Below are 12706 nucleotides of genomic sequence, written 5' to 3'. Positions count from 1 at the left end.
CTACGGCTCCAGCGCGTCGCCTTCCTTCTTCAGCGCCGCCGCGTGCGAAAGCTCGCCGCGCGCGAACAGGTAGCCGTAGACCGCGATCGCGCCGGCGACGAGCGCGACGACGTTCACGCCGAACGATGCGAGCTTCTGACCCTCGGTGCCGTCGAAGCCGTAGATGACGCCCAGCCCTAGCCACGCGGGAATGAGCGCGAGCTGCGAGGCGGCGGCGAGCCCGACGAGCTCGCGGCGGCCGACGTCGTCGGCGGTCGCGAGCGACGAAGCGATGCCGATCGCGAACGAGAACGCGAACCCGGTCACCATCGGCGGGAAGTCGTCGAAGAGGATCGGCCCTTGCGCGAACGCCGCGACGACCAGGCCGCCCGCAAAGATGAGCGCGATCGCGGCAACGAGCGCGACGAGCGCGTGGCCGACGAGCGCCCACTGCCGCGTCAGCGCGCCGAAACCGCACGCCAGGATGAGCGGCGTGAACGGCAGGAACAGCAGACCGCCGATCATCAGCAGCAGGTTCTCGCCGACCATGCCGTACGACAGCAGCAGCGAGGCGATCAGCACGCGCAGCACGAAGCTGTAGGTGACGTGCGTGAACTGGTAGAGCTCCTCGTCGATGTCGGTGAGCGGCGCAGGCACCGGCCTGGTGATGTCGCGCGTCGGCGTTCCCTTGAGGATCGATCGCGGCTCGCGGATCTCGATCGCATACTCGCGGCGATCGAAGAAGGGCGCCGACAGCACCGCGTCGATGAACGCCTTGCCCTGCGGCGTCGACACCTTGGCGTCGACGGTCTCGCGAGGCTCGGGCGGCTGCCCTGCTTTCTGCTGCTCGACCTGCTGGATGGTGACGTCCGAGATGCCCTGCTCGAACGCAAGACGTGCGATGTCCGCCGCTTTACCCCGCGGCGCGCTGACCTTGACCAGACGCATACGACTCTCCTCGCTTTGCGTTCGCGCGGTGCAATGCACATGCCCCCGATTCCGCGAGCCACGCGCTGGCACGGGCGCGGCCTTCGTCCCGCAGCGCGCTGACGAAGCTCGCGTCGGTCTTCAGGCGCGTGGCGGGATCGAGCCCATCGGCGTGGACGAGGTGCAGCTTGACCGTGCGCAGCCTGCGGTCGACGCGGCCCACGCAAAAGCGCGCGCGCCCGGCCTCGGCCTTCGCCAGCGCGATCGAGTGCAGCTCGTTCGACAGCGCGGAGCTGAAGCTCACGGTGCCGAGGCGCTCGCGTATGGCCTCGGCGGTCGCCGGGACCTCGTCGCTCGCGCCGTTCAACACCACCACGACGACCTCGCGCGCCTTGCAGCCGTAGACGAGCGCGCTGACCGGCGGGTTGGCCGTGAGGCCGCCGTCCCAGTACGCCTCGCCGTCGACGTCGACGCTGTGGTGCATGCTCGGGATCGACGCCGAAGCGAGCAGCGAATCGAGCGTGAGGTCGTCGTTGGTGAAGATCCGCAGCGCGCCGTCGCGCACCCGCGTCGCGGAGACGAAGAGCCGGATGCGGCCGCGCTTGCGCAGCCGCTCGAAATCCACCTGCTCGGCGAGGATGTCGCGCAGCGGGTTCAGGTTGAACGGGTTCAGCTGGTACGGCGAGAAGTAGCGCGTCATCGAGACGTAGGTCCGCGTCGCGTCGGGCCACAGCGGCGCCGACGCGGCGATTCCGGTTCCCGCCATGCGCTCGCTCACCGCGGTCCAGAACGCCTCGAGCGCTTCGCGCGCGCCGGCGCGTCCGCCTTCCGTGTAACCTTGGGCGAGCACCACCGCGTTCATGGCGCCGGCGCTCGCGCCGCTCAGCGCTTCGATCTCGATGTCAGGCTCTTCGAGAAGCCGGTCCAGGACGCCCCACGTGTAGGCGCCGTGAGAGCCGCCGCCCTGCAGCGCGAGCGCGATGAGGCTTTGTCGCATGCTTTCTCTCCTCGCCCGGTACGTGGGCGTGCGGCCGGATGGAGCACATCGCGTGCCGCAGTGCAGCAAGAGATTGGGCATGCAGGTTGCTGAACAGATCTTTCGCTTTTATTACAGCGATGACACCAATGGCCACCAGCGTCGTCGACTTCCCGGGTCCGGAGCGGCGAGCGAGCGAGAGCGCGACGCTCGCCGAATTGCAGGTGTGTGTGCGCGACCTGATGCGGCTCCTCGCCCTGCCGGCGATCTGGAACGGCCGCGAGCCGCAATCGATCCTCTGCGTGCTGTGCGAGACGCTCGAATCGGCGCTGTCGCTGGACGCGTGCTACGTCTGCGCGCGCCTCGCGCCCGGCGAGAGCCTGTCGTGCGTGCTGCGCATTCGCGGCGCGTTCGTCGAAGACTCGCACCCCGCGTGGCGGTGCTTCGTCGACGCGGCGGGCAGGCCGCACAGCGGGCCGCCGACGCTGCTCGACGCGACACCGGTGGGCGCACTGCGCATGCTGTCGTACGACATGGGTTTCTTCGGCGAAGGCTCGGTCTGCGTCGCATCGAGCGACCCCGACTTTCCGAGCCCCACGCAATCGCTGGTGCTGCAGGCCGCGGTGACGCTCGCCGCGAGCGGCCTCAACTCGGCGCGGCTGGCGCACGAGCGCGAGCAGGCGCGCAAGGGCCGCGACGAGTTTCTCGCGACGCTAGCCCACGAGCTCAGGAACCCGCTGGCGCCCATCGTCACCGCGCTCAATCTCACCAGGCTGCGCTCGGGCGGGGAGCTGCCGCGCGAATACGAGATCATCCAGCGCCAGGTCGAGCGGCTGACGCGCATCGCCAACGATCTTTCGGACGTGTCGTATCTCGCGCGCGGCAAGGTCGAGCTCGCGCGCGAGCCGGTGGAAGTCGCGGCGATCGTCGCGAAAGCGGTCGAGATCGCGGGCCCGCTGCTCGAGCAGCGGCGGCATTACCTCAGGATCGAGGTGCCGGCGTCGGGACTGACGGTCGACGGCGATCCCGCGCGGCTCACGCAGGTCGTCGCGAACCTGCTCGCCAACGCCGCGAAATTCACCGAGCCCGGGGGCCACGTCGGCGTACGCGCCTGGCGCGAGGAAGACGAGATCGCGATCGCCGTCACCGACAACGGCTGCGGCATGGACGCCGAGACGCTGCCGCGCGTCTTCGACCTCTTTTTACAGGAACGCTCCGGCGCCGACGCGAGGCCCGGCGGGCTGGGAATGGGTCTCGCGCTCGTGAAGGCGATCGTGCAGTTGCACGGCGGCGCGATCAAGGTGTCGAGCCCCGGCCCCGGACACGGCAGCGAGTTCATCGTCACGCTGCCGGCGCTCGCCCGCGCCGAGCACGCGAGGACGGCTCCTGACTCGCGCATGCCGGCCGCGCAGAAGAGCGAGAAGATCGTCGTGGTCGACGACAACCGCGACGCGGCCGAGCTCGTCGCGGAAGTGCTGTCGACCGTCGGTCACGAAGTGACGATCGCCAACGACGCGCTGCAGGCGATCTCGCTCATCGCAAAGCTGAAACCGGGCGTCGTGGTGCTCGACATCGGCATGCCCGTCATGGACGGCCACGAGCTCGCGAGCCGCATACGCGACGAATTCGGGGAGAACGGCCCGCGGCTGGTCGCGGTCACCGGCTTCGGCCTGGACCAGGACCGCGCCAAGAGCCGCGCGTCGGGCATCGAGGCGCACCTGGTGAAGCCGGTGGATGTTGAGAAGCTGATTGCCGCCGTCGCGGGCGCGACGGCTGAGAAGAGGTGACGGATGGGCGGTGACGGATGAAGCGGTGACGGGTGGTTACGAGCGAACGCTTTTCGTCACCGCTTTATCCGTCACTGCATTATCCGTCACCGCACTACCCGTCACTTTTTTCGACCGTTACTCGATCTTGATCCCCGCCTCTTTCACCAGCTTCGTCCACTTGTCGTAGTCGCCGCGGATGCGCTTGCCGAAGTTGGCGGGCGGCCCGCCGCTCGCGATCATGCCGTCGCGCTCGAGCGACTTCGCGATGTCCGGATCCTTCAGGGCCTTGTTGATCGCCCCGTTGAGCGCGTCGATGATGGGCTGCGGCGTGCCGCGCGGCGCCATCGTGCCGAACCACAGCACCACTTCGTAGCCGGGCAGCGTCTCGCCGACGGTCGGCAGGTCGGGCAGCGTGTGCCAGCGCTTCGCCGTGGTCACCGCGAGGCCGCGCAGACGGCCGGTCTTGAGGTGGGGCGTGACGGGCAGCAGGCTGCCGACGATCACCGGCACCTGGCCGGACAGCAGGTCGGCCATCGCCGCGCCGGTGCTCTTGTACTGGATCGGCACCATCTTGATCTTCGCCATGCTGCAGAGGAGCTCGGTGGCGAGGTGGGTCGCGCCGCCCGTGCCGGTGCCGGCGTAGGAAAGACCGCCTTTGGTCGTGCGCGACAGCGAGATCAGCTCTTTCACGGTCTTGGACGGCAGCGACGGGTGCACCGTCAGCACGAACGGCGTGTAGCCGAACTCCGCCACGGGGATGATCGAATTGATCGGGTCGAAAGCGGGCTGGCGCATCGCGGAGGTCGCGGAGAAGCTGCCCGACATCATCATGATCGTGTAGCCGTCGGGCGGCGCCTTCGCGGTCATCTCCATGCCGATCAGGCCGCCGGCGCCGCCGCGGTTGTCGACTATGAACTGTTGTCCAAGGTATTCGGACAGCTTGGTCGAAAAAGCGCGTGCGGTGATGTCGCTGCCGCCGCCCGGGGCAAAGGGCACGACGACGCGCACCACCTTGCTCGGATAGTGCTGGCTGAAGGCCGGTGCCGCTCCGAGACCGCAACACACGGCCGCGACGGCGAGCGCGCAGGCGCGCTTCGTTCTGCTCTGCATGACTTACCTCCTCGTTGATGTTCTCGCCGGGCGGTTCAGTCCGGCGCCGCGGCAGCATAGCACGCCGTGACATAACGGTTGCCGGTGCGTTTCGGTGGACCGGCCCTGGGGTGCTATCCTCTGCTGCACTGCCGAAACACGTCCCTGAAGGAGAGAATCATCGCCGCCTCGGCCCCCAATCCCCTCAAACAGATGCTGCTCGCCGGCAAGGTCGCGTTGGGCATGAACGTGCGCCTCGCCCGCTCGGGCGACATCGCGCGCATCGCCAAGACCACCGGCCACGACTTCATCTTCATCGACTGCCAGCATTCGCTGTTCACGGTCGAGACCGTCGGCCACATCGCTCAGGCGGCCCTCGGCGTCGGCATCGCGCCGCTGGTGCGCGTGCGCAGCTGCGACGATCCCGACACCCAGGTGCTGCTCGACAACGGCGTCACCGGCATCGTCTTCCCCGACGTCAACAACGCGGCCGAGGCGCAGCGCGCGGTCGGCCGCGCGAAGTTCCCGCCGCTGGGCAAACGCTCGGTCGGCGGCGGCTACCCGATCTTCGATTTCAGGCCGCTCAACACCGCCGAAGCGGTGCCCGCGCTGCAGGAGAACACGCTGGTGGTGTGCATGATCGAGACGCAGGAAGGGCTGGACAAACGTCGAGGCGATCGCCGCGGTCGACGGCGTCGACGTGATTCACGTCGGCTCCAACGATCTCCTCACCGCGCTCGGGCTGTCGGGGAAGTTCGGCTGTCCCGAGCACATTGCCGCGCTCGACAAGGTCATCGCCGCGTGCAGGAAGCACGGCAAGATCCCCGGCGTCGGCGGCGACCGCAACCTCGAGCGTCAGGTCGATTTCATCCGCAAGGGCTGCCGCTTCATCACGACCAACAGCGAGATCGCTTTCATACTCGCCGAAGGGACGAGAGTGACGGGGGAATTGCGAAAGGCGCTGGGATAAGAAGTGACGGATAAGGCGGTGACGGGTGAACTGGTGAGGAGTCCCACCGAAACCGGAACGACGTCGACGTGTCCGCCGAGGAGCGCGGTCATCGCCGCGCCGCCCGAGTTGAAGATGACCGTCCTGGCTTTGCGCGGATCGATGCCGCTCGCCTTCATCGCCGAAGCGACCGCCTGGTGGTTGGCGTTGCCGAGCGCGGTCGCCACCGCGACGCTGTGCGCGGCCGGGTCCTTCTTCAGGCGATCGAGCAGATCGCGTCCCGACCGGATCGGCGAATCGGCCTTGACCGCGACGCCGATGTACTCGTCCATGAGGTGCGCGAGCGGGGTGAGGTCGGTGTACTGGAAAGGCAGCCGGCCCATGAGGTCGCTCACGACCAGCGCCTTGCCGGAGAGCAGCACGTAGTGTCCGTTGCCCTCGAACTTGTTGACGTAGAGACCCGAGAGCGCGCTGCCGGCGCCCGCGCGGTTCACCACCGTGATCGGGGCGTCGAAGTACTTCAGCTTCTGCAGGACGCTCTGCATGAAGCGCGCATTGCGGTCCGGTCCGCTGCCGGGCGCGCTGCCGACGACCAGCTCGACCGCCTGCTCGGGTTTCCACTGTGTGGTCGCCGCTTGCGCGGACAGTGCGCAAACTGCAAAAGCAAAAGCTTGAACCGCAAAGGACGCAAAGGAAAAGCGTTTGCTCCGGTCGGTCGATCCACGTTCGTCACGCGATGCAGGCAACGTGAACTGCACGTTCATTCGACACCCTCCTCGTACGAATTGGTTTTGGCTTTCCCTTGCGTCCTTTGCGTCCTTGGCGGTCAATAACGCCGTCAAGCTTTTCCGTCGTGGGAAGCCACCGCAAGGACAGCAGGCGAAGACGTCCGGTTGCTCCACGCGTGGTTCTGGCCACGTACGACGATGAAGTCGCCTTTCGAAAGCCGGACTTCCTCGGTGTCGAGCACCAGGACGACTTCGCCTTCCTGCACGATCACGAAGTCGGCGGTGCGCGATTTCTGCGTGTACGGATGCTTGCCGCTCGCGGAATACGTCGAGATTTCCGACGCGCCGACCGACGTGTACCACGCGCGCACGTCGTTCGCATCGACCTTGCCTTTCCAGCTCTCATCGGGCGGGAGGTTGATGACGTTCATCACCGAGCCGGCCGGCGGCGGCACCAGCACGTTCGGAAGGTGCAGCGACTCGGCGACGATCCGGCACGGCGTGCCTTCGGTCACCCACATGCGCTGCACCGCGTAGCCGGGGCGCGCGGGATCGAGGCGGATGTCGGGGCACGGACCGTCGCTGATCACGCACGACTTCCACGGCTCGCGGTCGGCGATGACGATGCGGCGCACCGGCGTAACACCCGCGGGCAGCTTGCGATCCGCCGGCGGCTGCAGCGGCTTGTCGTCGCCCTGGATCAATCCCACGGGGCCGTCGGGAAAGCGCGCGGCGATCATGTCGAACGCGACGCGGCCGCCGGCGTCCTCGCTCTCCGACAGCCACTGGTGCCACGCGCCGACGTCGATCACGATGTCGCCGGGCTGCCACGTCACCTTGCCGCTGTCGAGCACGAGGGTGCGCTGGCCGTCGAGGATGATCGCGTAATCGACGGTCTCGGTCTTGTGCATGCCGCCCGAGTGCGACGTGCTGCCGCCGCGGTCCCAGCGCGGCCCGACGCCGTGACGCTTCGCTTCGTGCGGCGGCACGTAGAGCGGATCCTTCGAGCGGTCGTAGCCGCGCGGCACCGGCGGCCCCTGCACCACGCGCCAGTGGCCGCCGTCGACCGGCCCCGGGAAGTCGTAGCCGAGATTGCCGTCGTCGGTCGCGCCGTTGAGCGCGATCAACGGATCGTTCCACACCCAGAAGTCGATGTGCCCGCGGCCCGCGCCGGTGTGACTGTCGTCGTGCACGCTGGGCGCCGGGCCGTCCCACGCCACTTTCGATTTGCCGCTCGCGTCGTTGCCGGTGACCACTCGCCTGATCGGTGTGACCGCCATGTCCGCTCTCTCCTATCCGAAACTGCGCTTTTGACTTTAAGGAAGGGGGCCTACGGGGGAAACCATGGGTTTCTCCCGTTCGTTTACCGCCACCCCGTCGGGGAAAGCCGGAATCTCATTCCGGCTTTATCCCTACTTGTTTGATGATCTTCGCCCACTTGTCGGTTTCGCTCTTCAGATACGCGGTGAGCTCCTGCGGCGTCGTCCCTGCGGGTTCGAGGCCGGCGATCGCGAAGCGGTCTTTCACGTCGTGCATCGCGAGTATCTTCAGAGTCTCCGAGTTGAGCCGCGTGACGATGATCGCCGGCGTCTTCGCCGGCGCGAAGAAGCCGTGCCACGAATTCACCTCGAATCCCGGGAAGCCCGATTCGGCGATCGTCGGCGTATCGGGAAAGGCGGCGCTGCGCTTCAAGGTCGTGACCGCGAGGCCGCGCAGCTTGCCGGCCTTGATCTGCGGCAGCGCGCTGATGGGATTCATCATCATCATCTGCACCTGGCCCGCGACGAGATCGATGATCGCCTGCCCGGTGCCCTTGTAGGGCACGTTCACGATGTCGACACCGGCGTGGATCTTGAAGAGCTCCGAAGCGAGGCGGTTACCGGTGCCGGCGGAAGCGAAGTTGATCTGGCCGGGTTTCGACCTGGCGAGCGCGACGAGTTCCTGCACCGACTTCGCCTGCACCGACGGGTGCACGCACAGGAGGTTCGGTCCCGATTCGATGCGCGTGATCGGCGAAAGATCGCGCATCGCGTCGTACGGAAGCTTCTTGTAGAGGCTGGGATTCTGGGTGAGGCCGCTGCCGCCGCCCAGCAGCAGCGTGTAACCGTCCGGCACCGCTCTGGAGGCGATCTCGAAGCCGACGATGCCGCCGGGGCTGCCGCGGTTGTCGACGACGACGGCCTGACCGAGCGTATCGGTGAGCTTCTGCGCGAGGAGCCGCGCCAGCGTATCGCTCGGCCCGCCCGGCGCGAACGGCACGACGAGGCGGACGGGCCGCGCCGGGTAGTGTTCGGCGCCGATCGCGGGGCCGACTGCGGCACAAACGAACAGGACGACACCCACACGTCTTACGTGCTGCATGCTTCCTCCTCCGTGGTCGGGGTCAGACCCCGGCTTCTTTGGGGTCTGACCCCGGTTTTTGTATGCGTTACTGCACGACCAGACCGATCTGCTTCACGAGCTTTGCGTTCTCCCGCGATTCCTCGCGCATCAGCGCGGTCACGTGCTCGGGCGTCGAGCCGACCGGGGTCATGCCCTGCCCGGTGAAGCGCTCTTTGACGTCGGGCATCTGCACGATCTTCACGAGCTCGCCGTTGAGGCGCGTGACGAGCTCCTTCGGCGTGCGCGCGGGAACCAGGATGCTGTGCCACGTGATGTTCTTGAAGCCCGGCAGCCCGGACTCGGAGACCGTCGGCACGTCGGGCAGCGCGGGATTGCGATCCAGCGAAGTGACGCCGAGCGCGCGCAGCTTGCCGGCTTTCACGTTCGACACCGCGACCAGCGGGTTCATGAAGAAGAACTGCACCTGGCCCGCGACGAGATCGATAACGGCCTGTCCCGTTCCCTTGTAGGGGATCGCGACCATGTCGATCTCCGCCCTCGACTTGAACGCCGCGATGCCGAGCACGTTGCCGGTCCCCGTCGTTGCGTAGTTGATCTGCCCCGGCTTCGCCTTCGCGAGCGCGATGAACTCCTTGAGCGACGTCGCGGCGACCGACGGGTGGACCACGACGACGTTGCCGGTCGAGGTGAGCTGCGTGACCGGCTGGAGATCGCGCTCGGGGTTGTAGCCGAGCTTCTTGTAGACGTGGGGGTTGATCGTCAGCAGGCTGTTCGCGGCCATCAGCAGCGTGTAGCCGTCGGGCGGCGCGCTCGCGCCGAGCTCAGCGCCGACGATGCCGCCGACGGCGCCGCGATTGTCGATCACCACCGGGGTGCCGCCGAAGCTCTCGCCGAGCTTCTGTCCGACCAGGCGCGAGAGGATATCGCTCGGCCCGCCCGGCGCGAAAGGAACCACGAACCGGATCGGCCGCGACGGATAGGTGTCCGCCTTCTCCGCCTTCTTCGCCGCCGCCCCGGCCGCGGCGCACACCGCCAAACCCATCGCCATGCCCGCCACTTTCCAAATCGCTTTCATCGCATCCCTCCTCGGTCGTTACCTCCCTGTCGGCAACACCCAAGGCGACGCTTCGATTCAGGTCATGTTGTTCGTCGCGGTCGTCGGACTACAAGAGTGACGGATGAAACGGTGACGGGTGAAACGGTGACGGATGAGGCGGTGACGGGGTGCGCCCGCGCGAACGCCTTTCGTCACCGCTTTATCCGTCACTGCACTATCCGTCACTGGTTTATCCGTCACTTCTTTCTTATCACCTACTCGCCACTCACCGATGCCGGCACCCATCCGCGCTTCGCCTGGATCGCCGCATCGCTGACGATGTCGACGACCGCGGGCTTGCCGCAGGCGAGCGCCTTGTCGAGCGCGCCGCGGATGTCCGCGGGCTTTTCGACGCGGAAGCCCGCGCAGCCGAGGCTGTCGGCGACCCTGGCGAAGTTCACCGATTTCTCGTACGCGACTTTCTCGAGCACGCCGCCGGAGTAGTTGGTGTTGACGATCATCACGAGATTGATGCCGTAACGCGCGGCGGTCTCGAGCTCGCCGATGTGATAGTAGAAACCGGCGTCGCCCGCGAAGCCGACGACCGGCTTGTCAGGCAGCGCGGCTTTGGCGCCGATCGCCGCGGGGAAACCCCAGCCGAGCGAGCCGCCGCAGCGCAGGTAGTGCTGACCCTGCTTCATGCGGATCATCTGCGCGGTCCACATCGCCGCGTGGAACGTATCGACGACGACCGTCGTGTTCGACGGCAGCCATTCCTCGATCTCCTTGCAGATGCGCTCGGGACGCATCGGCACCGCGTCGCTCGCTTTCAGCGGATCGCTCTCGGCCCAGAAATCGGCGACGTAGCTCTTCACCTGCTCGAGCCATTCGGCGCGGCGCGACGGCTGGTTCTCGACGACCGAGATCATCTGCTGGAGCACGACCTTCGCGTCGCCGCACAGCGAGACCGCGTTGGGGTAGTTGCGGCCGAGCTCTTCCGGGTTGATGTCGAGCTGTATCGATTTCGTGCCCGGCTTCGGGATCTGCCAGCCGTTGGTCACCTGCCCGCCCGAGTGGCTGCCGATGAAGAACACGAGGTCCGCCGCCTGCACCGCCTTGTTGGCGCACCAGCGCGAATAGCTGCCGGGCACGCCGACGTTGAGCGGATGGTCGTCGGGCACCATCGCTTTCGCATGCAGGCTGGTCGCGATCGGGATCGACAGCAGCTCGGCCAGCTTGACGAGCTCGGGACCCGCGCCCGACGACGCGACGCCGCCGCCGGCGACGATGATCGGCTTGCCCGCTTCGGACAATGCGGCGACCGCCGCTTTCACCGCCGACATCTCGGCGGCCGGGCGGAATGCGGGGAACTGCCTGAAGCGCTCTTCGACCGTGGTATCGAGGTCGGCTTCCTTGTCGAGCATCTGGCCGGCGTTGCCGCGCAGCTCCAGATGCACCGGGCCGGGCGTGCCGGACGTCGCGACGCGAAACGCCTGGCGCAGCAGATCGGGAAAGCGCTCGACCGTGTCGACCGAGAAGTTCGCCTTGGTCACCGCGCTCCACGCGTGGAAGTCTTCGGCGTTCTGGTAGGCATGGCGATAGCGCGGCTGGTCGTTCTGGCCGCCGGTGATCGCGATGACGGGAGAGCTCGCCATGCGCGGGTCGCGCAGGCCTGCGAGCAGGTTGGTCGAGCCGATGTCCTGGGAGAGGCAGATGCCGGGACGCTTCGATGCGCGGGCGTACGCGTCGGCCATGTACGCCGCGGCTTTTTCGCCGTGGGTGATCACGCGCTTGACGCCGATCTTCTCGATCTCCCGCATCGCCCCGCCGATGACGGAGTTCACATAGAACAGGTGCGTGACGCCGTAGCCGCGCATGGCTTCGGCGAAATAACGGTTACCGGTCATTCGAGCCATGCGAATCTCCTCCCAGCGGAAGTTTTTCGGTTTGAATCGATGCTAGCACACGGGTCAGACCCCGGCTTCATCGGGGTCCGACCCTGGTTTATCGACGTCGACTCACCACTTACCGGCATCCGGGTCCGGCCCCGTCGGCTCGAAGTACGCCGACTGCGCCACGCGCCGCGCGCGCCACGGCACCTCGACGGCTTTGTCGTAAGGCTCGCGCAGCACCGACGCGGTGCCGACGATGACGTCGCCTTTGACCTTGCCGCGGAACTGGTGGCGCGCGGTGCGCTTCTCGTCTAGCGAGAGCAGGAGCGAGAACGTGAGGTCGTCGCCGACGAGCTTCACGTCATTCAATTGCGCGCGGCGGTTGCCGGAACGCGCGAAGCCTTCGACCGTCTGGTAGCGCTGGTCGAGGATCGCCGAATAACCGACCGGCTTGTCGCCGAACGAAAGGTCCCAGTCCCACGCGCCGGCGACTTTCGCGGGCACGATCCATTTGAACAGCGCGATGCCGTCGTTCGCCTTCTCGTCGGGCGGCCAGGTGCCGAGATCCCACATGCGCGTGACGACGCGCGTGCCGGGCGCGGCTTCGGCGAGGATCTTCGGACGCAGCATCAGCATCACTTCCGGCCACAGCCACATCGTGATCACGGTCGCTGCGAGAGATCGGCGTCGAACGCGTTCTGATGGAGGATCTGCACGCGATCGGCAAGACCCGCCGACTTCGCCTTCGCGTTCGATTCGGCGACGAGCCTGGGATCCATCTCGATGCCGCGGCCGCGCGCCTCCTTGTTCATGCGCGCGGCCTCGAGCACGATGCGCCCGTCGCCCGAGCCCAGGTCCATGACGACGTCGCCGGCGCCGACGCGCGCGAGGTTGAGCATGCGCGTCACGTCGCTCTCCTCGGTCGGGACGAACGGCGAATAGCGTTCCTGCGCGGCGGCGGGGGCGCAGAGAGCGGCGATCAAACAGAGGACGCTGCGGCGAAGCATCGAGTCTCCCG

At 67.2% G+C, this 12706-nt stretch carries 12 protein-coding genes and 1 pseudogene; 3 read left to right on the top strand and 10 right to left on the bottom strand.

What is annotated here, in order from left to right; genetic code table 11:
* Together VHP37_19505 and VHP37_19500 are read right to left on the bottom strand one after the other, a co-directional pair.
* Nucleotides 1-927 carry a hypothetical protein gene (locus tag VHP37_19505; protein HEX2828549.1) on the bottom strand — a complete coding sequence of 309 codons (927 nt, stop codon included), beginning with the start codon at nt 925-927 and terminating at the stop codon, nt 1-3.
* Nucleotides 893-1903, bottom strand: a complete 1011-nt coding sequence (locus VHP37_19500; protein HEX2828548.1) for a patatin-like phospholipase family protein — start codon at nt 1901-1903, stop codon at nt 893-895. The genes VHP37_19505 and VHP37_19500 overlap by 35 nt, the downstream gene beginning before the upstream one ends.
* A 128-nt stretch (nt 1904-2031) precedes the next feature.
* Here VHP37_19500 and VHP37_19495 point away from each other — a divergent pair, with 128 nt between their 5' ends.
* Complete coding sequence (locus tag VHP37_19495; GenBank protein HEX2828547.1) at nt 2032-3669, top strand: ATP-binding protein; 1638 nt, start codon at nt 2032-2034, stop codon at nt 3667-3669.
* A 117-nt stretch (nt 3670-3786) separates the two neighbouring features.
* Here the strand turns inward: VHP37_19495 and VHP37_19490 are convergent, their stop codons facing one another.
* Nucleotides 3787-4761 (bottom strand): tripartite tricarboxylate transporter substrate binding protein, encoded by a 975-nt coding sequence (locus tag VHP37_19490; protein HEX2828546.1) that lies wholly within the window; start codon nt 4759-4761, stop codon nt 3787-3789.
* Between the two features lie 192 nt (nt 4762-4953).
* Here VHP37_19490 and VHP37_19485 point away from each other — a divergent pair.
* Both VHP37_19485 and VHP37_19480 read left to right on the top strand, forming a co-directional pair.
* Nucleotides 4954-5346: pseudogene (locus VHP37_19485) on the top strand (aldolase/citrate lyase family protein).
* Nucleotides 5347-5440: 94 nt separating this feature from the next.
* Nucleotides 5441-5710 carry a hypothetical protein gene (locus VHP37_19480; protein HEX2828545.1) on the top strand — a complete coding sequence of 90 codons (270 nt, stop codon included), beginning with the start codon at nt 5441-5443 and terminating at the stop codon, nt 5708-5710.
* On the opposite strand, the gene VHP37_19475 is transcribed toward VHP37_19480, so the two are convergent.
* The 7 genes from VHP37_19475 to VHP37_19445 form a co-directional block, all read right to left on the bottom strand.
* The gene (locus tag VHP37_19475; GenBank protein ID HEX2828544.1) at nt 5596-6234 is read right to left on the bottom strand and encodes a tripartite tricarboxylate transporter substrate-binding protein; all 639 of its coding nucleotides are present in this window, start codon (nt 6232-6234) and stop codon (nt 5596-5598) included. The two genes, VHP37_19480 and VHP37_19475, sit on opposite strands and share 115 nt — an antisense overlap.
* Nucleotides 6235-6527: 293 nt before the next feature.
* A complete protein-coding gene (locus VHP37_19470; protein HEX2828543.1) occupies nt 6528-7697 on the bottom strand; it encodes a cupin domain-containing protein in 1170 nt (389 codons plus the stop codon).
* Between the two features lie 115 nt (nt 7698-7812).
* Nucleotides 7813-8778 carry a tripartite tricarboxylate transporter substrate binding protein gene (locus tag VHP37_19465; GenBank protein HEX2828542.1) on the bottom strand — a complete coding sequence of 322 codons (966 nt, stop codon included), beginning with the start codon at nt 8776-8778 and terminating at the stop codon, nt 7813-7815.
* A gap of 67 nt (nt 8779-8845) precedes the next feature.
* On the bottom strand, nt 8846-9835 hold the full coding sequence (locus tag VHP37_19460) for a tripartite tricarboxylate transporter substrate binding protein (protein ID HEX2828541.1): 990 nt from the start codon (nt 9833-9835) through the stop codon (nt 8846-8848).
* A gap of 236 nt (nt 9836-10071) precedes the next feature.
* Nucleotides 10072-11712, bottom strand: coding sequence for a thiamine pyrophosphate-binding protein (locus VHP37_19455; GenBank protein HEX2828540.1), 1641 nt, complete (start codon nt 11710-11712; stop codon nt 10072-10074).
* Nucleotides 11713-11814: 102 nt separating this feature from the next.
* Complete coding sequence (locus VHP37_19450; protein HEX2828539.1) at nt 11815-12354, bottom strand: hypothetical protein; 540 nt, start codon at nt 12352-12354, stop codon at nt 11815-11817.
* Nucleotides 12351-12695, bottom strand: a complete 345-nt coding sequence (locus tag VHP37_19445) for a methyltransferase domain-containing protein (protein ID HEX2828538.1) — start codon at nt 12693-12695, stop codon at nt 12351-12353. Before VHP37_19445 ends, VHP37_19450 begins: the two co-directional genes overlap by 4 nt.
* Between the last annotated feature and the right edge of the window lie 11 nt (nt 12696-12706).

Source organism: Burkholderiales bacterium, assembly GCA_036262035.1.
In the GTDB taxonomy this organism is placed as follows: Bacteria; Pseudomonadota; Gammaproteobacteria; order Burkholderiales; family SG8-41; genus JAQGMV01.
The sequence above is the reverse complement of the archived record's forward strand: the minus strand, read 5'-3'. Positions and strand labels throughout refer to the sequence as shown.

Bases quoted from the DNA above. Each gene is read 5' to 3' on its own strand.
- VHP37_19495 (HEX2828547.1), top strand. From the start codon at position 2,032: ATGGCCACCAGCGTCGTCGACTTCCCGGGTCCGGAGCGGCGAGCGAGC.
- VHP37_19505 (HEX2828549.1), bottom strand. From the start codon at position 927: ATGCGTCTGGTCAAGGTCAGCGCGCCGCGGGGTAAAGCGGCGGACATC.
- VHP37_19475 (HEX2828544.1), bottom strand. From the start codon at position 6,234: ATGCAGAGCGTCCTGCAGAAGCTGAAGTACTTCGACGCCCCGATCACG.
- VHP37_19465 (HEX2828542.1), bottom strand. From the start codon at position 8,778: ATGCAGCACGTAAGACGTGTGGGTGTCGTCCTGTTCGTTTGTGCCGCA.
- VHP37_19445 (HEX2828538.1), bottom strand. From the start codon at position 12,695: ATGCTTCGCCGCAGCGTCCTCTGTTTGATCGCCGCTCTCTGCGCCCCC.
- VHP37_19500 (HEX2828548.1), bottom strand. From the start codon at position 1,903: ATGCGACAAAGCCTCATCGCGCTCGCGCTGCAGGGCGGCGGCTCTCAC.
- VHP37_19455 (HEX2828540.1), bottom strand. From the start codon at position 11,712: ATGGCTCGAATGACCGGTAACCGTTATTTCGCCGAAGCCATGCGCGGC.
- VHP37_19490 (HEX2828546.1), bottom strand. From the start codon at position 4,761: ATGCAGAGCAGAACGAAGCGCGCCTGCGCGCTCGCCGTCGCGGCCGTG.
- VHP37_19460 (HEX2828541.1), bottom strand. From the start codon at position 9,835: ATGAAAGCGATTTGGAAAGTGGCGGGCATGGCGATGGGTTTGGCGGTG.
- VHP37_19470 (HEX2828543.1), bottom strand. From the start codon at position 7,697: ATGGCGGTCACACCGATCAGGCGAGTGGTCACCGGCAACGACGCGAGC.